This window comes from Cohnella massiliensis, assembly GCF_900169535.1.
In the GTDB taxonomy this organism is placed as follows: domain Bacteria; phylum Bacillota; class Bacilli; order Paenibacillales; family Paenibacillaceae; genus Cohnella; species Cohnella algarum.
The window spans coordinates 988403-1010018 of sequence record NZ_LT821259.1 but is presented as its reverse complement, the minus strand read 5'-3'; the positions used below and the strand labels follow the sequence as shown (position 1 = coordinate 1010018).

The following is a 21616-nucleotide window of genomic DNA, read 5'->3' as shown; positions in this document are numbered from 1 at the left end:
TTAGAACCTCCCGAGAGCCTTACTGCATCAACCGCTGGACCGAGAAAATGTCTTTCACGCGCTTGATTTTCTCGACGACCGATTGCAGATGATCCTTGTTGCGGATGAGGATCGTCAAGTGCATGATCGCCACCTTGTTCCGGTCCGAACGCCCCGAAACGGCGGCAATGTTCGTTTTGCTCTCCGACACGGCCTGCAGCACCTCGTTCAGCAGCCCGCGGCGGTCGTGGCCGAGAATTTCGATCTCGACGCTGTAATTCGCTTCGGTCGTCTCTTCCCATTCGACCTCGATGACCCGCGCCGCTTCCTCGCCTTCGGCCGCGACCGGTATGTTGGAGCAGTCCGCCCGATGCACGGACACGCCGCGGCCGCGCGTAATGTAGCCGACGATATCGTCGCCCGGAACCGGGCTGCAGCACCGCGCAAAGCGGACGAGCAAATTGTCCACGCCTTTGACGGATACGCCGCTCGACGGCCTCGGCTTCCGCTCCGCCGGCTGCGGCTTCATTTCCTTCACGTCGGAGGAAAGCTGGATCTGGCTTGCTTCTTCGGCTTCCTTGCGCAATTTCTCCGTCAGCTTCGTAATGACCTGCGCGGCGGTAATGCCGGAGAACCCGATGGCGGACATCATATCCTCGATGTCGTTGAACGTGAACTTTTTCGCGGTTTCCGTCAGTTTGTCGTCCGTCATCCACTCGGCAGGCTCGAGGCCGATGCGCTTCAGCTCGCGCTCGAGCAAATCCCATCCCTTGCGCACGCTCTCCTCGCGCTTTTCCTTCTTGAACCATTGCCGGATTTTGCTGCGGGCATGGGACGATTTGGCGATTTTGATCCAGTCCTGGCTCGGACCGTAGGAGTGCTTGGACGTCAAAATTTCGACGATGTCGCCCGTCTTCAGCTTATGGTCGAGCGGCACGATTCTGCCGTTCACCTTCGCTCCGATCGTTCGGTTCCCGACTTCGGTATGAACCCGATAGGCGAAATCGAGCGGAACGGAGCCGGCCGGCAACTCGAACACTTCGCCTTTCGGCGTGAACACGAACACGAGATCGGTGAAAAAGTCCATTTTCAGCGATTCCATGAATTCGGCCGCGTCGCGCGTATCCTGCTGCAGCTCGATGATTTCGCGGAAAAAATTCATTTTATCCTCGAACGAGCCCTGCACCGCTCCCGTTTCCTTGCCTTCCTTGTACGCCCAGTGGGCGGCGATGCCGTACTCGCTCGTCCGGTGCATCTCCCACGTGCGGATCTGGACCTCGGTCGGCTCGCCCGTCGGGCCGACGACCGTCGTATGCAGCGATTGGTACATGTTCGCTTTCGGCATCGCGATATAATCCTTGAACCGTCCGGGCATCGGCTTCCATAGCGTATGAATGATGCCTAGCGTCGCATAGCAATCCTTCACGTTGTCGACGAGAATGCGGATCGCCAGCAGGTCGTAGATTTCGTTGAACTGCTTGTTGCGGGTGGTCATCTTTTTGAAGACGCTGTAAATATGCTTCGGCCGGCCGGAAATGTCTCCCTGGATGCCCATTTCCTCGAGCTTCTCGCGGATGCGGCCGATGAGATCGGCGATATACTGCTCGCGCTCCGTGCGCTTTTTTTTCATCAGGTTGGCGATTCGGTAATATTGCTGGGGATTCAAATAGCGCAGGGCAATGTCTTCCATCTCCCACTTGAACGCGCTGATCCCGAGCCGATGCGCGATCGGGCAGTAGATTTCGAGCGTTTCGTGAGCGATGCGCCGTTGGCTTTCTTCGGATTGATATTTAAGAGTCCGCATGTTGTGCAGGCGGTCGGCCAGCTTGATCAAAATAACGCGGATATCGCTCGCCATCGCGACGAACATTTTCCGATAATTTTCGTTCTGCTGCTCTTCCTTGGAACGAAACTGGATTCTTTCGAGCTTCGTCAGCCCGTCCACCAAACCCGCGATCGTCTCGCCGAACCGCTCCTTCAAATCGTTCAGCGTAACCGTCGTATCCTCGACTACGTCATGCAGCAAGGCGGCCACGACCGTGACGACGTCCATTTGCATTTGAACCATAATTTCGGCAACGGCTACAGGATGCAATATATAAGGCTCGCCCGACTTCCGAGTCTGACCGTGATGCGCCTTGTCGGCAAACTCGTAAGCTTCGCGGACGCGCTGCAAGTCCTGGTCTTTCATGTATGCGGACGCTAATTCGAGCAAATGCTCCATGCCCATGTCCATTTCCTTTCCTTTTTGACGACAGGCGCCGCCCAGTCCTATGAAGTATTCCTTCCATTATGCCTCTCCGCGGCGGCAATCGTCAACCTGGGGGCGGATTCCGTCAGTGTCAAGCTAGCGTGGGCAGTCATTTAAGATGCCTGGAACGCGAACCCCGAAGGAACCTCTTCCTTGTAAGCGCTTTGCTTCGTTCTTTCATCAAACACAAGTGATTTGTCAGAATTTTTTGCCGTTATCCGCGAAGTGCTTTGAGTGCCATACCCGTTGTGCTGCTTTGCTTCGGTCCTTGCAGCATGCGAATCATTCCAGCGATACAACCCTTGACCGGTTGCGTCACGTTCTTGAGCAATTGCCGCATGTTTATCGACTGCTGCGGCGTTGCCTGCTTACTCGCTTGTCCTTCAACCGTTCTTACCACCGTGCCCGCTTCTTGAATCCTCATCATCGTCCTCAGCATCGCCCTGACGCCTCGCTCACTCCAACTGTACCCGCCACGCTTCGTCCGCTTGGCGAATATACGCATCTGCGATTCCGCGCTTCCCATCGGGCGCATACCGCTTGTGTCGATCCCCTTCGCCTGGAGTGTTTTTCGGTAGTCGTCCAAATGCTTCTCATGCCGCTTTAGAAATCTTTTATACGGCTTCCAATCCTTCCGGTTCTCTTCCCCTATCTCTTGCCCCACAACGCTTACCAGGACCGCCATAAGCGCGGCTGCATCCTGTTTGGCCAAAGACCGTCTCACGGTCTCCCACACCTGCGGCAAATGACCAACAAAGCGTTTCAAATCACGCGCCACATGAAAGCGGTCCAGCATGTACAGACATTGGTGAAAGTAGGATGTACATTCCCCGATCCACGCCGCGCCGTCTCCGTTCACCACAAGCCACGTGTTCTCGTCGATTTCGTAACGCTCCACCAGAAAGTCCCCGAACCCTTCCCAGAAGTCGCCGCCGCTCGTATGCAGGTAATGCTGTTTGTTCTTCAGCTGTACCCGCTTGCCGTTCTTCTCCCAGCCTTCGTGTACGACTGCAATTGCGTTCTCCATCCCGCGCTTTTTGCTCCGCTGCAGCTTCGTGTACAGCCCATCCACTTCCACGAACAGCACGCGGGCAGCGCGCCGTTTCACCGCTGGCATCGGCTGTTGCGCACGCTCCATCAGTTTTTCCCTGATCGCTTGGTGGCTCAGCACATTGTAGCCCAAAAGCTGCTCCAGCCTCTTTGCGCTGTCCCGGTACGACGGTCCTTGGCTTGCGAATGCGATTGCTGTCTCTTCCAAATGCGGACTGACTTTCCCGCGCCCTTCGAATTGCAACAGCTGATCCAGCAGATACACGTGTTTGCCGCTTCTACGGTCACAGTACAATCTCCGCTTAAAGCGCACATTCCCGAACACTGTGTTGACGCTTGTTTCACGCTCGTCCTTTACTCGATAACGCTCTCGGTCCCGTTGCTCCAGGATCTGCTGATCCAGCGCCTCCAGTACCTGCTTCATCGCACGAGCGAATTCCTCCTGCATTTTCCGGAAAATCCATTGCTCAATCTCTTTCATCGTCGGCATTGTTGTGGTAAAGTGGCTCACAGGAGCTTCCTCCTTCTTGGTGTGTTGTGCGCAAACATCACTTTACCAAGGGAGAAGCTCTTTTTCTATATCCGCTTTTTCCAATTCCTACACCCACAGAGATTTTACACTATCGCGGATTCCTCGGAACCTGGGCGCGCGGATAAGGAGGCGGATACACGATCGGCAATTCGAACGAAAACAGCGAACCTTCGCCCGGCTTGCTTTCGACTTTTGCCGTCGTTCCATGCTGTTCCAGCACGTTTTTGACAATGGACAGGCCGAGACCGCTGCCCGAGCGGGCGGATCTCGCTTTGTCGGACTTATAGAACCGTTCCCAAATCCGCTCCAGATTTTCCGACGGAATGCCGACGCCGTAATCCCGGACGCCGACAACCGCCGTCTTCTCTTTCCGTTCGATCGAGACTTCGATGGACCGGCCGTCCGGCGAGAACTGAATGGCGTTCAGCAGCAAATTGGACAGCACCTGATCGATCCGGTCCGGGTCGGCATACACCCAAACGTCTTCCGGCCCGGCATCCAGTTCGAAAGACAGGGAACGGCGGCGAAAATCCGGTTCAAGCGCGGCAAGCAGCCGGCGAACCCACTCCGTCAAATTGTAAGGAGCCGGCAAAAGCCCGGTTTGTCCGGCCTCCATCCTCGCCACTTCCAGCAAATCGTTGACGAGCCGGTTCATGCGCTGCGTTTGCTCGCGGATGAGCCCCAGGTAGGCGCCGCGTTTTTCCTCCGGAATGGCCCCGTCGATCATCGCCTCCACGTAGCCGCCGATCGACGTGAGCGGCGAGCGCAGATCGTGGGACACGTTGGCGAGAAACTCCCTGCGCATCCGGTCGAGACTGGCGAGTTCGCCCGACATTTCATTGAGCGAGACGGCCAGCTCTCCGATTTCGTCCCGCGGCTTTTCCTTCACCCGAACGTCGAACCGGCCCTTGGCGATAAGGCGGGCGGCCTCGCTCATGTTGCGCAGGCGAGCGGTCATGCCTCTGGACACCGCGAACACGATAATGACGGCCGTAATGAGCATGGATATAAAAATGTTCCGGTACAAGCCGTTGAACATGTTGATCTCCTGCCGGCGAACTCCGGACATCAAAACGACCGATCGGGCCGCAAGGTCGCTCGGACCGTTGATCGGCGTTACCGACCAGCGCAAATTCTCGTTTCCTTCCAGCGTCCGATCCGTAATGACGACGCCCTGGTCGAGCAGCGGCTGCAGTTGCTCCCGGTAGGCGGACAAATACTCGCCGTCCGGCCGCCCGGTATCGAGCAGCACGCCGCCCGAGCCGTCCACTACGTAAATGACTCTCCCGGGCGGGCCCGCCGTTGCCTGAAGCGCGGAGCGAAGCACGTTTTCGTCCCAATCTTCCCGGTATGCGGTGCGAACGAGCGCGGCGATCACGCTCAATTGGTCCCGCTCGAAGCGTTCGTTTCCGCTGCGCAGCTCCGAACGGACGAACCAGGTCGAGATGGCGGCCGTCACGCCGAACGAAATGAGCAACACGGCAAAAAAGGCAAGCAGCAGCTTGACGGTGATGCCATTCCACCGGATCATGCTCCGCTCACCTCGAATTTGTATCCAACCCCCCGTATCGTTTCGATGCGGCAGTGGTCCGACGTCCCGATTTTTTCGCGAATCCGTTTGATGTGCACGTCGACGGTGCGGGGGTCGCCTTCGAAATCGTATCCCCATACCCGGTCGATCAGCTGCTCGCGCGTAAGCACCCGATTCGGCATGGATGCAAGCAGATGAAGCAGCTCCATTTCCTTCGGCGGCAGCGTCATCTCCGTTTCCCCGCACTGCACGACGTAGCGGTCCAGGTCGATCGTCAGATCGGGCAAGCGCACGGGCTCCCTGGCAAACCCCGGCTTCGTCCGCCGCATGACCGCCTTGATGCGAGCCATCAGCTCCTTCGGGTCGAACGGCTTCACCATATAGTCGTCCGCTCCGAGCTCGAAGCTTTTGAGCTTGTCGTAGCTTTCCCCCTTGCCCGTCAGCACGATGATCGGCGTATCCCGTACCGTCCGAATGCGGCGGCAAACGCTCCAGCCGTCGGTTCCGGGCAGCATCAAATCCAAAATGACGAGGTCCGGCGGGAAAGCGACGAACTGATCGATTCCGTCCTCTCCGTCGTGAGCGACGGAAAAGTGGAAGCTCTCGCGTTTCAAATATAATCCGATCAAATCGCTAATATAAGGATCGTCCTCGATTACCAGGATGTTGGCGATGGCCATGCTTGGTAAAAACTCCTTTTCCCGCTGATCTGAATTAATGGCGAAGGGCTTCGACCGGATTCAGCCTGGACGCCCTTCTGGCCGGAAGAAACCCGAAAAGAACGCCCACGCCCATCGAAAACGCAACGGCCAAAACCATAATGTCCGCGGACGGAGAAGCGGGCGAATCCATCAGCTTGCCGGCAAAGTTCGAGCCGCTGGCTCCCACGATCACGCCGACGACGCCTCCGAGCCCCCCGATCATGGCCGCCTCGACGAGGAACTGGAACAAAATATCCCGCTGCTTCGCTCCCAGCGATTTCCGGATGCCGATTTCCCGCGTTCGTTCCGTTACCGAAACGAGCATCATGTTCATGATCCCGATGCCCCCGACAAGCAGGGAAATGGCGGCCACGTACGTCAGCATCGTCGACATCGACGTCGATACTTCCGTAATCGTCTCCAGCAGGTCGGCCTGGTTGAACACCGTATAGCTGTCTTCGTCCCCGCGGAAAAACGTCTGCAGATTGTACTCCAGCATCGTCTGGACAAAATCGACCTGGTTTTCGCTATCCGCCTGTACGTAAATGGTGCGGATCGCGTCCGTTTTCAGGCTGACGCGGGCCGTTTGCAGCGGAATGATGACGATGTTGTCGTTGGAGCCGGTGGAGGACGAGCCTTTCGATTCCAGCAAGCCTACGATTTTGTAGGGCGTCCCGTTCAGGGTAATTTGCTCGCCGACCGGGTTCGACATGCCGAGCTCTTCCGCCACTTCGGAGCCGACGACCGCTACCTTTTGGGAAAACGCCCCGTCGATGTCCTTGATGAACCGGCCCTGCGCGACCGAATAATCCCTGACGTCGGCGAACGACGGGGTGGAGGCGGTAACGGAAGCGGAATACGTCGTCGTCCCGTATTTTGCCGTCGCGCTGCCGGTAATGACCGGAGCGTACGCCTCCACGCCGTCGATATCGGCGATCGTTTCCGCATCTTCGAGCGAAATGCTCGTCACCGAGCCTCTTCCGACGACGTTGGCGGTCAGCATGTTCGTGCCGAGCCCCTGCATCTGGCTTTTCACCTGTTCGGCCGTGCCGTTGCCGATCGCGACCATGATCGTAACCGAAGCGATGCCGATCATGATCCCGAGCACGGTGAGCAGCGTCCGCATTTTCTGCGTGTAGACGCTGTGCCACGCCATTTTGATGCCTTGCGACAGCTTCATGAGGCTTCCGTCCTTTCCTCCGTTAGTCTGCCGTCGGAAATGCGCACGACCCGCTTCGCTTGCGCGGCCACGTTCGGGTCGTGCGTGATGAGCACGATCGTGTTTCCGTCACGATTGAGCTCTTTCAACAGCTCGATCACTTCCCGGCTTGTCTTGCTGTCCAGCGCGCCCGTCGGCTCGTCGGCCAGCAGGAGGGGCGGCCTTCCGGCAAGCGCGCGCGCGATCGCCACGCGCTGCTGCTGGCCGCCGGACAGCTGGTTGGGCAAATGGAACAGCTTTTCCCCAAGGCCTACTTTTTCCAGCGCTTCCTTGCAGCGCTCCCGCCGCTCCCGGGCCGACATGCCCCGATACACGAGCGGCAGCTCGACGTTGTCGATGACGCGCAGCTTCGGTAGCAGATGGTATTGCTGAAAGATGAAGCCGATTTTATGGTTGCGGATTTTGGCCAGCTTGTTGTCGCTCAGCTTCTCGACCTCGGCGCCGTCCAGAAAATAAGTGCCGCTCGTCGGCTGGTCGAGACAGCCGAGCACGTTCATCAGCGTGGATTTTCCGGAGCCCGACGGTCCGATGATCGCTACGAATTCGCCTTTGTTCACCGTGACCGAAACCCCGTCAAGCGCGAAAAACGTTTCCCCGGCCAGCTCGTATTGCTTGCAAATATTCTCCATTCGAATAAGGCATGGTTGTTCGCTTTTCTCGTTCATCTTATTGACCTCCGCGCGCGAAACCGCCGCCTCCGCCCCCGCCGGGGAAGCCGCCGCCTCCGCCGGAGAAGCCCGCGCCGCCGGCCGGGAACACGGTCGCGCCTCCCATGCCTCCCATGCCGCCCATCATTCCCGTCTGGGTCGTGCTCGTCGAACTGACGATTTGAATGAGGACGGTATCTCCTTCGCTCAGGCCGGAAAGCACTTCGACATACGAATCGGTCGTAATTCCTACCGTGATTTCCTTCAGCGTAAATTCGCCGTTTTGCTGGTTCATGCCGCCCATTCCCGCACCGCGGCCGCCCCCGCCGAAACCTGCCGGCGCTCCGCCAGGCACGGCTCCGCCCTCGGGCGCTCCGCTGGGCGCAGCTCCGTCCTCCGGCGCTCCGCTGGGCACGGCACCTTCCTCGGACGCTCCGCTTGCCGCGGTTCTTTCCGACTGCGCGACGTTTTGCGCCGCCGATCCGTCCCCGGACGCCTGCTCTTCGGCGCCCGTACCGCCTTGACCGGCCGCTGCGGCCGCCCGGTCCGGCATCTCGTCCGCTTCTGCGGATTCGCCGGAATCCGTGCCGGAATTAGTGCCGGCCGAAGCCGTCCCGTCGTTCGGCACGCGGACGAAATAGCGGCCGCCCATCGTTTCGACCGCGTCGACCGGCACCATCAGCGCGTCGTCTTTTTGCTCGATGATGATTTCGACCGATCCCGACATCCCCGGCAGCACGTTCTCGATTTCATTCAGCGTGACGATGACCGGAAACGTGGAAACGCCGTTGGAAGCCGTGCCGTTTTTGGAAATTTCCGTCACCGTGCCGGTAATTTGCTGATCGCTCAGAGCGTCAAGCGTCAGGTTGGCGGTTTGGCCGACTTTCAGCTTCGTAATATCCAGCTCGTCGGCGGATATCGTCATTTGCAGCTTGTCGTAGTTCACGATCGTGAAAGCTTCCAAACGGGCCGCAACGTCGTCCCCCGGCTTGATGTTGACGGCCGTTACCGTTCCGTCGATCGGCGCGACGAGCGGATCCGGCGCTTTGGCTTTTTCCTGATAGTCCTGAATTTCAAGCTCGGTTTGTTGAATGTTCAACTGCGCGCTTCGAATGCTCATTTCCGCGGCATCCAGCTCCGATTGCTCGGCCCCGGAAATTTGCAGGCTTTTCCACTTCTCTTGCGCGGTTTCGAGCGTCATCTTCTGCTGTTCGAGCGTAAGCTGCGCCTTGCTGAGCGAAAGGCTGACATCCTCCCCTTCGAACGTTGCGAGGACGTCGCCCTTTTTGACGACATCGTTTTCCGCGACCAGCACTTCCGCGACCGTTGCCGCTTCCGACACCAAAGCCGTATCGGTCTCGGACACTTCGACCGAACCGGAGCCGGCGACGCTTTGCGTGATCGTCCCTTTCGTCACTCTCGATTGCGTGTATGTAATGCCGCTCGACGCTTCCGCCGTATTGTTTTCCCGGTACCACCAGTAGCCTCCGCCCCCTGCGCCCGCAAGCAGCGCGACGACCGCGATCCATGTGATCCACTTTTTAATTCGATGTTTCTTCACCTTTTGAACCTCCCGCTCTTGGCCTGCTATGTACGACAACATAATTGGATACTAGCACCATCAAATGAACGGAAGATGAACGGGTCCTTAAGGCCAGATGAAAACTTTTCAAGCATTTCCGGTTTGCCGAATCCGAATCAAGCGGGGAAAAACCGGAAGTACGTTCCACGGGACGCAAAGCTTCGTCGGCTTTAGCGGGATTGCGCGAGGGGCGGCAGCATGCAGATGGATGACAGACTTCCTGGCGAGGATTGCGGGGGGAATGAGTGAGGATGCGCAGGAATGCGTAGATGGAGCGGGATCGCTCGGTGATAGGCATGATTCCATAGGATCGAGCGGGTTGCGCAGGGTTTGGCGAAGCTTGGTTGGATTTTATCCAGCCAAAATCGGCTTTTTCGCGAATCTTTCTGGCTTCGTTGGATTTTGTCCAATCTGGCAAGGCCTTTTCCGCATTTTCGCCCCAATTCCAGGTTCCTCGTTGGATAAAATCCACTCTAGCTCACGATTTCCCCGTTATCCGCTCCCTTGATTGGACAATATCCAACATAGGCTTCCCTCCGCCTGAACGGCCTCCCTCAACGGCCTTCCCTCAAAGGTCTTCCCTCCGCATGAGAGGTCTCCCTCTTCCCCCTAATTTTCCGCAAAACTCTTTAGCGAGGCGAATAACTTAAACATTCCGGTAGACAAAAAAACAACCGCCCGCTCCGGAATGGCCCGGAACGGGCGGCTTGACGGCGCGTTGCGCCGAGATCAAGGCAAACCTTAATACTGCACGAGCGATACGATGTTCGGGATGTCGGCCAGCTTCTCCCGGCCGTCCAGATAGCTCAGTTCGATCAGAAACGCGGCGCCGACGACGTCCGCGCCCAATTGCCGCAGCAATCCGCTCGTCGTGGCGATCGTGCCGCCGGTGGCCAGCAGGTCGTCGGCGATGAGCACCTTTTGCCCGGGTTGAATGCCGTCCTTGTGAACGGCCAGCTTGTCCTTGCCGTATTCCAGATCGTAACCCGCTTCGATCGTTTCGCCGGGCAGCTTGCCGCTTTTGCGGATCGGCACGAAGCCGACGCCGAGCGCGAGCGCGAGCGGAGCGCCGATAACGAAGCCGCGCGCCTCGGGACCGGCGACAACGTCGATGTCCATCCCGGATACCTGCTCCTTCAGCGCGTCGATCGCGGCCCGGTACGCTTCTCCGTCTTTAAGCAGCGTCGTGATGTCCTTGAAGCGGATGCCGGGCTGGGGGAAATCGGGAATGACCCGGATGTATTCCTTAAAATCCATGAATTTAAAATCTCCTTTGCGATTTCGCTTGTATGATAGCATTATACACCGGATCGAGAAGTCAAGCTATGCGCGAATTTCGGCAATTTTGCGGATTCGGTCGGCAAGCTCCCGCGAGCCGAGCGAGCCCAGCGCGGCGAGCTCGCCGTATTCCTTCTCCCGGCGGTAACGCGGCGATTGATCCAGTTCGCGGCGGGGAGGAGAAGCGTGAACAGTCACGTTCGATCGGTCGACGGTCAAAAATCCGAGCTCGGCGAACACATCCTGCATCATCCGTACGACGGAAAGCGGCCAGCCGACCGCTTCGGAAACTTGGCGCAGAAATCCGTCCGGGCCGTCGATCCATTTCGCTTGCTTTCGAAACAGCGTATAAACCCGGCCGAACTGCTGGCGGTCCGGAAACGCCCGAATCCGCGCGCCGGAGCCGGCGGGAGCAGCGTAGATGTACACCGCCTCGATCGGGCGGCGTTCCGCGGACAGCGCGGACTTTAAGCCTTCCGCGTCCTCGCGGCTTTGCGGCAACCCGGCCAAAACGAGCCGCACGGCGTCCTGCTGCCGCTTCTCCGTTTCGCTGCCGATGTCGGCTTCCGAAGCCGCGGCCGCGGACGGTTCCGAACCTGACGCTTCCCCGGCGGCGGCTTCGCCCGCCGTCCATTCCCGATAAAGCGCGTAAACCGCCCCCGTCCTGCCCGCTTCCTCGGCGGCGAGCAGTTCCCGCTTGGCTTCGGCGGAAGCGCAAAGCACGAGGCAGCGGCCTTCTTCCTTCGCCCGCAGCCGAACCCCTTGCACGAAATCGCGTTCCTTGCGGCAGTCGTAAACCGGGAAAGCGTCGAAGCGCCAATCCTGCAGCACGAGTTGAACCCGGCTCCGCCCGTTCCATTCGTTTACCGAAAGCTCGCCCAGCAAATCCACCGATACGTCGGGCAGCAGGCGGCCGGCCTCCTCCCCCATGCCGAAACCGACGGTTTCGAGGCGCCTTCCTTCCGCTTCGGCAACCAGGCGCAGATGCTTCCCCTCTTTGCCGATGGCGCGGGCTTCCGTCACGAAGGCGCCCCTAACGGCAAGGCGGGGAGCGGGGTTCGCGTTCCCGAAAGGCTCGAGCCGCTTCAGCGCTTCGGCCGCTTCGAGCGTCAGCTCCGCGGCGCCGCACACGAGGTCGGCCTTCTTTTTCGGCGTCCAATCGTCCGGCAGGATCCGCTCCCGGGCCAGTCTGGACATCTCGCGCTCCAGATCGGCCAGATGCTCCCGGCGCATGGTCAGTCCCGCCGCCGCCTGGTGCCCGCCGAAATGCTCCATCCATTCGGCGCATTCGGTTAGCGCCGCGTACAAATCGAAGCCGTCGATCGACCGCGCCGAGCCCTTGCAAAGACCGGTCGCCTCGTCCTCGGCCAATATTATCGCCGGTTTGTAGTGCCGCTCCACCATCTTGGCCGCCACGAGGCCGGCGATGCCGGCGTTCCATCCGCGTCCGGCGATCGCGATGACTTCCGGCGCGCGGCCTGAAAGCTCCTGCACCCTCTCCTGCCACATGTGCTCAGCCGCCTCCACCGTCTCGTCGACGAGCCGCTGCCGCTCCACGTTCAATTCGTCGAGCCGGAGAGCGAGTTCTCCCGCCTCGTTCTCGTCTTCCGTCACGAGCAGCCGCACCGCGCCGTCCGCCCTCTCCAATCTTCCGCCCGCGTTAAGGCGAGGCGCCAGCCCGAAAGCGATGCGTCCGCTCGACAGTTGTCCCGGTTCGGCTCCGGAAATGGAAGCGAGCGCGCGCACCCCCGGCGTCGGCGCCGCGTTCATCCGCTCGAGGCCCAAGCGAACGAGCGCCCGATTCTCCCCGACAAGCGGCATCAGGTCTGCGACCGTTCCGATCGCCGCGACGTCGGCAAGCTCCGGCTCCATCCGTCCGAGCAGCGCATGGGCCAGCTTGAATGCGACGCCGGCGCCGGAGAGGCCCTTGAACGGATAGCCGCAATCGGCCTGCTTCGGATTGACGAGCGCGACCGCCTCCGGCAAAACCGCCGGCGGCTCGTGATGATCGGTCACGACGACGTCGATCCCGAGGCTGCCCGCGTAAGCGATTTGTTCCACGGCGCTGATTCCGTTGTCCACCGTCACGATCAGGGTTACCCCGTTTTCCTTCGCCCGGTCGACGGCCGGAAGATTCAAGCCGTAGCCTTCCAGGCTCCGATGGGGGATATATGTATCGAATTGCCCGTTCAGCCGGCGGAGCAAACGGATCATGAGCGCCGTCGACGTTACGCCGTCGGCGTCGTAATCCCCGTACACGAGAATGCGCTCGCCGTCCCGCAGCGCCCGCCGGATTCGCTCCACCGCTTTGTCCATATGTTTCATGCCGAACGGATCGTGAAATTCATCCGTTCCTTCCCCCAAAAAAGCCGCGGCCGCCTCGGGCGAAGATAAGCCCCGGGATACGAGCAGGCGGGCGACCAGCAATGGCAGCTTCAACTTGCGGGCCAGCTCCGCGGCCCGGTCCTCGTCCGTCGTTCCCAAATCCCACCGGTAGTTCCTTTTCACCTTGATTTGTCCTCCTGACAACAACACCGCCGGCTCCGTGCGGCCGTCGCGACGTCAACTCTCGTCTGCATTCGGTTGCCGCGCCGGTTTCCGGCGGTGCTTTCAATCGCGTTACTGCATAAGAATCGGCAGCTCTTCTTCGTGATGATTGGATTTGTACGGGTAGCCCGGATCGAAAGGCTCGACCTGAATGCTTGCGTCCGATACGTGAAGGAATCGTTTCATCAGCTGCCTCCGCACCCTCATGGCGATATCGTGACCTTCGAATACCGAAATGCGCGGGTTCACCCGGATGACGGCTTCGACGATGACGTAATGACCGCATTCGCGGGCTTTCAGCCGATCGACAGTCACGACGCCGTCGACCCGCTGGATCGCTTCAAGCATCGCCAGGTGATCCGACTCGCCCAGCTCCCGGCCTTCCGAAGGACGCGTAACCTTGATCACGAGCTGGCTGCCCATCCGCAGGACGAACACCGCGATGACCGCCCCCGCGGCCGGATCCAGCATGTAGAGAACGGGCATATCGAACAGCTGCCCGGCCATGGCCCCGGCCGTGCCGACGATCGCCGTCAGCGAGGCGAAAATATCGGACCGTTGATCGCCTCGTGCCGGTTCGAACCGGATCCCGAGCTTGGCCTCGTGTCTTTTCTTGTATCGCACGAGTCCTTCCCGTACGACGATCCCGGCGACGATGACCGCGACGGCGCTCCAACCGGGAGCTTCCGTCACGCCTCTGACCATGGAACGCAGCGACGTCAGCCCGATTTCCAGCCCCGCCACAAGCAGAAGCGCGGACAGGATGACGCCGGATACCCTTTCCGCCGCCCTGCGCTCGGAAGCCGAGTCGTGGCGGGTAGGCTTTGCGCCATTGCGATAGGACATGCAGGAAAGCGCCGCCCCGGAAAAATCCGCGGCCGAATGGCAAGCGTCGGCGACCAGCGCTTTGCTGCCCGTCAAATATCCGGCCGCGCCCTTGGCAAGGGTTAACCCGAACAGACCCAGCATCGATACGAAAGCCCCGTGTTCGGCGGGTTGCGAACGCTGTTTCGCCATATGGTTTGCCTCCCCTTAGTCGAAGTCGATCGGTTACGGCGCGTTTTGGACTTTTGCGGGCTTGCGCTGCTTCGCGTTGCGGCGGAGCAAATACCAAAGCGGACTGGCGATGAAAATGGACGAGTAGGCGCCGCTGATCAAGCCGAAAATCATGGCGAGCGAGAACATTTTGATCGATTCGCTGCCGAACGCGAACAGACAGATCGCCGCGAACGCGACGGTAAGCACGGTATTGATCGAGCGGGTCAGCGTCTGGCTGACGCTCGTGTTGACGAGTTGAATAAGATCTTCGTGCGATTTGATTTTGGCGAAACGCAGGTTCTCGCGGATCCGGTCGAAAATAACGACCGTGTCGTTGATCGAATAGCCGATAACCGTCAAAACAGCCAGAATGAAGGGCAGATTGACTTCGAGACGGAAGACCGAGAACAGCGTGATGACGAAAAAGGCGTCGTAAACCAAGGCGACGACAGCCGAAACCGCAAACCGCCATTCGAAGCGGATGGTGATGTAGAGCAAAATGCCGATGCTGGCTACCAGAATTCCGATCAGGGCGTTTCTTTCTTGTTCTTTTGCGATTTCCACGTCGACGATATTGATTTCAAACGAGGCATTCTCGTCGAACTTACTGCGAAAATCCGATTGCAGTTTTTGCTGTTGGGCCTCGTCGAGCACGGCTTCGAAGCGGATCGACAGCCGGTTGTCTCCGGTCGTCAGCGTATATCCGCCCAGCTCCTCGGCGTCAAGAAACGTCCTGACTTCGCTCGCGTCGTACGATTTGGTCACCGCAACGTCGACCGAAGAGCCCGATTTGAAATCGATGCCGTAATTGAGTCCGAAGATTAATAGCGAAACGATCCCGATGACGGTCGTGACGATCGAGGCGATAAAGAAACCTTTGCTCTTGCGGACGAAATCGATGTTTCTGAAATTATAGCGCACGGATTTCACTCTCCTTTACGCCATAATAAGACGGTTTGTCGAAACGACCGCTCCGGACGAGCAGATGCAGCAGGAAACGCGGCAGAAACAGGTTCGTGACAATATTGATGACGATGCTCCACAGCTGAACGACTGCAAAACCTTTGACCGCCCCTTGCCCCATATAAAACAGGACGGCCGCAGCGATGATCCCCGTAATGTGCGCGTCGATTACGGTACGGAAGCTGTGCTTGTTTCCGGCCCGAAGGGACGAGGCCACGCTTTTGCCGGAACGAAGCTCGTCCTTGATCCGCTCGGCGGTAATGATGTTCGTATCGACCGCGACCCCGACCCCGAGGATGAACGCCGCGATGCCCGGAAGCGTTAGCGTCGCATCGATGAGCCAGAATACGACGAGCAGCAGCCAAACGAACACGATCAGGCAAATGCTGGCGATGACGCCGGGCAGCCGGTAAAAAATAAGCATGAAAAGCAAAATGGCAACGGAAGCGATTATGCCCGCGATCGCCGTCTCTTCCAGCGATTTCTGGCCGAGCGTCGCGCCGACGCTTTGCGTGTATTTCTCGGTAAGCTTCAGCGGCAAGGCGCCCAGATTGATGATTTCCGCCAGGTCCTGCGCCTCCGACAGCGTGCGCTGGCCGGTAATGACGGCATTGCCGTCCGTCAGCGGCTGATTAACGACAGGATCCGACAACAGTTCCCCATCCAGAAAAATCGCCAGGTTCTTGCCGACCAAGCGGGTGGAAATTTCGGCGAAATCTTCTTTGTCTTTCACCTGGATTGCGATCATCGGATTGTTGAATTCGTCGAATTGGACTTTGGCCGCGCCTTCCACGAAATCGCTGCCGTCCAGCTCGACCTTGCAATAGTCCGTCGCGCTCGTGCAGCCGTCGGCGCTGCGGAATTGGAGCTCCGCGGGTTTCTTCATCAGCTCGCGAACTTTGGCCTCGTCTGCGATGCCGGCGATTTTGACGCGGATGCGGTTGCTGCCCTCCGTCGTTACTTCCGGCTCGGCCACGCCCGTCTGGTCCGCGCGTTTGGCCAAGCTGTGAGCCGTTTGGGTCAGCGATTCCTTGGTGACCGTCCCGCCCTCCGTCAGAGGCTCCGCCTCGTACAGAATTTCAAATCCGCCTTTCAAGTCGAGCCCCAGCTTCGTCGAATTCAGCAGTCCCGGGCTCGTCCAAGCGATAAGCCCGAAACAGACGACTACGACGAACACAAATGCGAGCAGTCGTTTCATTTTGTACTGGCGTCCCCTTTCAATCTCAATGTTCCTATTATACCTACCGGCCAAAATGGAAGTCAATTTGGGCCGTCTCCGGGGCGGTCTCACAAAAAAAGGCAGCCGCGGAAAATCCCGTCGGCCGCCTTGTCCGTATGATGGGCGCATCGTGCCGCGCTTCCCGATCGTTATCGGAATTCTCCGCGATAGATGCGCAGCGTGATGAAATTCATAAATTGCGTAACCCGCAGCGACAGAATGTCGCTGACGATTTGATGGAGCGAGGGCGTCCCGGTCTTATGATACTTGTCGCTGACGCATTCCCACACTTCTTCGGCTTTCACTTCTTCGTAGCCGAGAAGCCGGAATTCGTCCGCCTTGCTTTCGCAAAGCTGCTTGACGATACGGTTCAATTCCGGGTCCCCGATCTGCGTTTCGGAATTATTTCCGTTCATGGCCGCTTCCTCCCTCTTTCCCGGCGCGATGCCGGAACCTTAGTTCATTATTCGCCCCCGTCCGGCCGATATCCTGCCGCCGGCGAAAATTGGCAGCGCGATTTTTTTCCCGGACGGACAAGCGCGAGGAATGAGCGGACAACTCCCGCATATGCATGTACCAAGTAACCTAACGGGGAGTCGAGGTGGGCTATGTCTGCACGCAAGCAAACGTTTATCCAAGGCGCGATGATTTTGCTCGCCGCCGGGCTGATCAACCGGCTGCTCGGCTTCGTCCCCCGGATCGCGCTGCCGCGCATCATCGGCGCCGAAGGCGTCGGTCTTACGCAGCTCGTGCTTCCGTTCATGACGGTCGTCCTGACCGTCATCATCGGCGGGCTGCCGCTTGCGGTCGCCAAGATGGTGGCGGAAGCCGACACGCAGGGCAGATCCGCCCAGGTCAGGCGAATCGTCCGGGTCGCGATGACGATCGCGGTGACGCTGAGCATCAGCGTGGCGGCCGCCTGCCTTGCGCTTTCGGATTGGATCGCCTATGAAATGATGACGGATTCCCGCGTCCGGAGCGTGTTTCTCGTCATGGTCCCCATATTGCCGCTCATTGCGGTTTCGTCGGTTTGGCGGGGATACTTTCAAGGCAAGCAAAACATGCTGCCGACGGCTTTCGCCTCGACCATTGAAACGATCGTTCGCATCGTTCTCACTCTGCTGTTCGCCTACATGTTCTTGCCGATGGGCTTGGAAGCCGCCGCCGCGGGCGCGATGCTCGGCATGGGCGCGGGCGAATTGGCCGGGCTGCTCGTGCTGGCGTATCAGCTGTACCGCGACCGCAAATCGGACGCGGAATCGATTCCCGCCGGGGACGCCCCCGATCGACCGCCGCCCGGCGGGACCGGCAACGGAGCGGAGCGCTCGCTCCTGCGCCGCATGCTCGGCATCACCGTTCCGGTTACCGGAAGCCGGCTGATCGGTTCGATGTCCTACTTGCTGGAATCGATCCTGACCACGCGGGCGCTCGTCGTCGCCGGACTGTCCGTCGCGGCCGCCACCGCGCAGTACGGGGCTTTGCAGGGCATGGTTCTGCCGCTGCTGATGCTTCCGGGCGCTCTGACGTATTCGCTGGCTGTCTCTCTCGTCCCCGCGTTGTCCGAAGCGGCGGCGCAAGGCGACTGGTCCGGCATCCAGAAGCGCCTTCACCAGTCGATGCGGCTTGCGGTCGTTACCGGGGCGCCGTTCGTCGCGCTGCTCGGGCTGTTTGCCCACCCTATCTGCTCGATTCTGTACGATGACGACTCGATGGCGGATATGCTGCGTTGGCTGGCTCCGGTCGCGGTGTTTTTGTACATGCAGGCACCGCTTCAAGCGGCGCTTCAGGCGCTTAACCGCCCCGGCACCGCGCTGTTCAACACGTTTGTCGGGGCCGTCATCAAGCTTGCCCTGATCGTTCAGCTCGCGGCCTTGCCCGAGTTCGGGATCAAGGGGGCGGTCATCGCCAGCTCCGTCAATATGGGCCTCGTCACGCTGCTGCATTGGATCAGCGTCGCGCGCCTGACCGGCTTCCGCTTGCTGCCGCTGGATTTCATCAAGGTGCTGGCGGCGATGACGCTGATGGGAGCGCTGGCCCTGTGGATTTGGAACACGCGCCTGCTTCCGTGGGATTTGTTGAATTTGGGCGCGGCTTTTCTCGGCTCGGTTTGCCTTTATTTGCTCGTTCTGATCGCGCTCGGGTTGATCGATCGCCACGACGTTTCGCGCGTGCCGATTGTCGGACGGCTGTTCCGTTGATTCGCGGTCCGTCCGGTTTTACGAACGATTGGCGGATTTGCGGCCGATGTAAAGTTTGGCGTTGTGGTCGATGCTGCAAAAAAACACGTCGTCAAAGGACCGAATGCCTCGGGAACGAAGCTCCTTTTTTAGCCAGAAACGGTTTTTCCCGAGCTTCTCCAGGTTTTCGTCCAGCACCTCGCCGTCCATGATCAGCGCGATCGGCAGCAATTCGTAACGGACTTTGGGAACGGTCGGTTCCGTCTCCTTGTCGCCGCCTTGTCCGCCGGCTGTGCCGGATTTTTTGTCCTTCGGAATGACGGACAGTTTCCCGTCGGATTCGAGAACCGCAAGCTCCACTTGCTCCACGCTGTCCACTTGATTTTCCCTGAGCTGGGTCATGAGGTCGTCCAAATTGTAGCGCTGGCTTCTCATTTCCCATGCGTTCAAGTGCCCGTTGCGGATCAGCACGCTCGGTTTGCCGTCGAACCATTCGCGAATGCGCCGGTTTTTTAACGTTACAAACGCAATCAGCAATTGAATGACAACCAGCAGGATGATCGGAATGACCGTTACTTTCATCGAACGGTCCGGATTTTCGATGGAAATGACCGCAATTTCCGCGATCATGATGGAAATGACCATATCGAATACCGACAGCTTGCCGATTTCCCGTTTCCCCATCAGCCTCAGCATGACAAATACGAAGACGTACATTATAACCGTGCGAAGAAGGATGGTCGCCAGTTCCATTTTCCGTCCTCCTATTCCTGATGCAGGTTGTAGTTTCACCGAGGCTACTTCCGCTCATTCGCCCGGCGCGGACGGAATTTATGGCATTTCGGTACTAGCCCGGAAGTCCAAGCCATAAGCTGGTACTAAACGATATGTGACAGGAGGGTACACGTATGAACCGCTTCCCGAAAGTGGCCGGAAACCGGATCGCTTCTCCCCTCGTTTCCGGGCTTCTCTGGTCGGTCATTTGGCTTGCGGCAGGGACTTTGCTGATTTCGCTGCTGCTTTATGCCACATCCCTGAACGAATCGGACCTCGTCAAATGGGTATTCGGCATTCACGGATTCGCTTCGCTGTGCGGCGGGTTCACGGCAGCGAGAAAATCGGGGGAAAAAGGATGGCGGATCGGCTTGATTACCGGACTGTTCTACGCGGTGCTCGTCCTGCTCGCCAGCTTTCTCGCCAACGATCTCGGCTGGAGCCTGCGCATCCCGATGATGGCCGGCATCGCCGCGCTTGCCGGGGCGGTCGGAGGAATGCTTGGCGTCAATACGGGCGGGCCTACGCCGGCTTCGAAAAGATAGCGGAGATGTTGCCGGCCGAACAAGCCGGGGAGCAAGAAACGGCGGCGCGGGGATCTCTCCCCGCGCCGCCGTTTCGCTTGCTGACCGCTATGTTGCCGCGAATTATTCGGCGCCTTCGGCAGGTGTGTCGGCCCGAGCCGTAACGTTGTTGATCGCGGAACGATCGAACGTCAGCTTGGTCACGTCGTTTACCTTCAGGACGACCTTATCGTCGGTAATCTCCTGGATGGAGCCGTGAAGGCCGCCGATCGTCGTGACTTTGTCGCCTTTCTTAAGGGCGCGCAGCATGTTGTTGCGCTCCTTCGTCTTCTTCTGTTGCGGACGAATCAGCAAGAAATAGAAAATGACGAACATGAGCACGAAAGGCAGAAGCGTCATCAGCAGGCCGCCTCCGCCTGCGTTGGTTTCACCGCTCAACCACATTGTAGTTCCCCCCTTTCTTTAAAAACCGCTCTCGTTGCGAGCCATGCCGTATTTTTCGAAAAATTCGTCCCGAAAATCTCCAAGCCGATCCTCCCGAATCGCCTGCCGGACCTGTTCCATCAACGAAACGAGGAAGTGCAGGTTATGAATCGTCGTCAGGCGGAGACCGAACATCTCGTCCGCCCTGACCAAATGGCGTATGTAAGCCCGGGAATAATTTCGGCAAGCGTAACAGGAGCATTCCGGGTCGATCGGACCGAAATCGCTGGCGTGCTTCGCATTTTTGATTACGAGTCGCCCCTGGCTGGTCATCATCGTCCCGTTGCGGGCGATTCGGGTCGGCAGGACGCAGTCGAACATGTCGATTCCGCGCATGCTGCCTTCCACCAGGCAATCCGGCGAACCCACGCCCATCAAATAGCGGGGCTTGTCCGACGGCAACAGCGGCACCGTCTCCTCCAACACCTCGTACATCAACGGTTTCGGCTCTCCCACGCTTAGTCCACCAATAGCATACCCCGGAAAATCAAGGGAAGTCAAATCGCGCGCGCTCTGCTTTCGCAAATCGGCATACATTCCCCCCTGAACGATCGCAAACAGCGCTTGATCGTGCGGTCTCGCGTGCGCTTTCAGGCACCGTTCCGCCCATCGGGTCGTTCTTTCCATCGAAGGCTTGACATACTCGTACTCCGCCGGATAAGGGGCGCACTCGTCAAACGCCATCATGATGTCGGGGCCGAGAGCATTCTGGATTTCCATCGCGACTTCGGGCGAAATGAACAGCTTGTCTCCGTTCAGATGCGAACGGAACTCCACGCCTTCTTCGCGGATTTTCCGCATTTCGCTTAACGAAAATACCTGAAACCCGCCGCTGTCGGTCAAAATCGCCCGATCCCAGTTCATGAACTTGTGCAAGCCTCCCGCTTCGCGGATCAGCTCGTGGCCGGGACGGAGGAACAGGTGGTACGTATTGCTTAAAATAATTTGCGCGCCCAACGTCTTCAATTCTTCCGGGCTCATGCCCTTAACCGTCGCCTGCGTGCCGACCGGCATGAACGTCGGGGTGTCGATGACGCCGTGCGGCGTATGAACGCGCCCGAGGCGGGCGCCGGTTTGCGCGCACGTTTTGATTAACTCGTAACGGATCGCTGCCATTTTGA

19 protein-coding genes are annotated in these 21616 nt (G+C 58.9%); 2 read left to right on the top strand and 17 right to left on the bottom strand.

All coding sequences use genetic code 11. The annotated features are described in order from the left end of the window. Nucleotides 1-19: 19 nt before the first annotated feature. From B7E11_RS18385 to B7E11_RS18325, 14 genes are all read right to left on the bottom strand, one after another. Complete coding sequence (locus tag B7E11_RS18385; protein ID WP_080837210.1) at nucleotides 20-2209, bottom strand: RelA/SpoT family protein; 2190 nt, start codon at nucleotides 2207-2209, stop codon at nucleotides 20-22. Between the two features lie 235 nt (nucleotides 2210-2444). Then, entirely contained in the window at nucleotides 2445-3791 is a 1347-nt protein-coding gene (locus B7E11_RS18380; protein WP_080837208.1) for an ISLre2 family transposase, read from the bottom strand. Nucleotides 3792-3900: 109 nt separating this feature from the next. Beyond that, nucleotides 3901-5343, bottom strand: coding sequence for a sensor histidine kinase (locus B7E11_RS18375; RefSeq protein ID WP_080837206.1), 1443 nt, complete (start codon nucleotides 5341-5343; stop codon nucleotides 3901-3903). Beyond that, nucleotides 5340-6023 (bottom strand): response regulator transcription factor, encoded by a 684-nt coding sequence (locus tag B7E11_RS18370; protein ID WP_080837204.1) that lies wholly within the window; start codon nucleotides 6021-6023, stop codon nucleotides 5340-5342. Before B7E11_RS18370 ends, B7E11_RS18375 begins: the two co-directional genes overlap by 4 nt. Nucleotides 6024-6057: 34 nt before the next feature. Further along, on the bottom strand, nucleotides 6058-7224 hold the full coding sequence (locus B7E11_RS18365; protein WP_080837202.1) for an ABC transporter permease: 1167 nt from the start codon (nucleotides 7222-7224) through the stop codon (nucleotides 6058-6060). Further along, nucleotides 7221-7928, bottom strand: a complete 708-nt coding sequence (locus tag B7E11_RS18360) for an ABC transporter ATP-binding protein (RefSeq protein WP_080837201.1) — start codon at nucleotides 7926-7928, stop codon at nucleotides 7221-7223. The genes B7E11_RS18365 and B7E11_RS18360 overlap by 4 nt, the downstream gene beginning before the upstream one ends. Nucleotide 7929: 1 nt before the next feature. After that, a complete protein-coding gene (locus B7E11_RS30680; protein ID WP_176220803.1) occupies nucleotides 7930-9471 on the bottom strand; it encodes an efflux RND transporter periplasmic adaptor subunit in 1542 nt (513 codons plus the stop codon). Then, nucleotides 9452-9964 (bottom strand): hypothetical protein, encoded by a 513-nt coding sequence (locus B7E11_RS29095; protein WP_139787247.1) that lies wholly within the window; start codon nucleotides 9962-9964, stop codon nucleotides 9452-9454. The genes B7E11_RS30680 and B7E11_RS29095 overlap by 20 nt, the downstream gene beginning before the upstream one ends. A 269-nt stretch (nucleotides 9965-10233) precedes the next feature. Further along, the gene (locus B7E11_RS18350) at nucleotides 10234-10749 is read right to left on the bottom strand and encodes an adenine phosphoribosyltransferase (RefSeq protein WP_080837198.1); all 516 of its coding nucleotides are present in this window, start codon (nucleotides 10747-10749) and stop codon (nucleotides 10234-10236) included. Between the two features lie 66 nt (nucleotides 10750-10815). Beyond that, entirely contained in the window at nucleotides 10816-13278 is a 2463-nt protein-coding gene (gene recJ / locus B7E11_RS18345; RefSeq protein ID WP_176220802.1) for a single-stranded-DNA-specific exonuclease RecJ, read from the bottom strand. A gap of 111 nt (nucleotides 13279-13389) precedes the next feature. Further along, complete coding sequence (locus B7E11_RS18340; protein WP_080837194.1) at nucleotides 13390-14334, bottom strand: cation diffusion facilitator family transporter; 945 nt, start codon at nucleotides 14332-14334, stop codon at nucleotides 13390-13392. A gap of 33 nt (nucleotides 14335-14367) precedes the next feature. Beyond that, nucleotides 14368-15276: a protein translocase subunit SecF gene (secF, locus tag B7E11_RS18335; RefSeq protein ID WP_080837193.1), complete on the bottom strand. Its 909-nt coding sequence runs from the start codon at nucleotides 15274-15276 to the stop codon at nucleotides 14368-14370. After that, nucleotides 15266-16516 carry a protein translocase subunit SecD gene (gene secD / locus B7E11_RS18330; RefSeq protein ID WP_080837192.1) on the bottom strand — a complete coding sequence of 417 codons (1251 nt, stop codon included), beginning with the start codon at nucleotides 16514-16516 and terminating at the stop codon, nucleotides 15266-15268. Before secD ends, secF begins: the two co-directional genes overlap by 11 nt. A 170-nt stretch (nucleotides 16517-16686) precedes the next feature. Beyond that, nucleotides 16687-16953 (bottom strand): post-transcriptional regulator, encoded by a 267-nt coding sequence (locus B7E11_RS18325; RefSeq protein ID WP_080837189.1) that lies wholly within the window; start codon nucleotides 16951-16953, stop codon nucleotides 16687-16689. A 192-nt stretch (nucleotides 16954-17145) separates the two neighbouring features. Between B7E11_RS18325 and spoVB the strand changes: the two genes are divergently transcribed. Continuing rightward, a complete protein-coding gene (gene spoVB, locus B7E11_RS18320; protein WP_080837187.1) occupies nucleotides 17146-18735 on the top strand; it encodes a stage V sporulation protein B in 1590 nt (529 codons plus the stop codon). Between the two features lie 18 nt (nucleotides 18736-18753). Here spoVB and B7E11_RS18315 read toward each other — a convergent pair whose 3' ends face one another. After that, nucleotides 18754-19467 carry a DUF421 domain-containing protein gene (locus B7E11_RS18315; protein WP_080837185.1) on the bottom strand — a complete coding sequence of 238 codons (714 nt, stop codon included), beginning with the start codon at nucleotides 19465-19467 and terminating at the stop codon, nucleotides 18754-18756. A 155-nt stretch (nucleotides 19468-19622) separates the two neighbouring features. On the opposite strand from B7E11_RS18315, the gene B7E11_RS18310 reads away from it, so the two are divergent. Further along, the gene (locus B7E11_RS18310; RefSeq protein ID WP_080837183.1) at nucleotides 19623-20033 is read left to right on the top strand and encodes a TIGR04086 family membrane protein; all 411 of its coding nucleotides are present in this window, start codon (nucleotides 19623-19625) and stop codon (nucleotides 20031-20033) included. A gap of 102 nt (nucleotides 20034-20135) precedes the next feature. Here the strand turns inward: B7E11_RS18310 and yajC are convergent, their stop codons facing one another. Together yajC and tgt are read right to left on the bottom strand one after the other, a co-directional pair. Beyond that, nucleotides 20136-20456 (bottom strand): preprotein translocase subunit YajC, encoded by a 321-nt coding sequence (gene yajC, locus B7E11_RS18305; protein ID WP_080837180.1) that lies wholly within the window; start codon nucleotides 20454-20456, stop codon nucleotides 20136-20138. A gap of 18 nt (nucleotides 20457-20474) precedes the next feature. Continuing rightward, nucleotides 20475-21611: a tRNA guanosine(34) transglycosylase Tgt gene (tgt, locus tag B7E11_RS18300; protein ID WP_080837178.1), complete on the bottom strand. Its 1137-nt coding sequence runs from the start codon at nucleotides 21609-21611 to the stop codon at nucleotides 20475-20477. Between the last annotated feature and the right edge of the window lie 5 nt (nucleotides 21612-21616).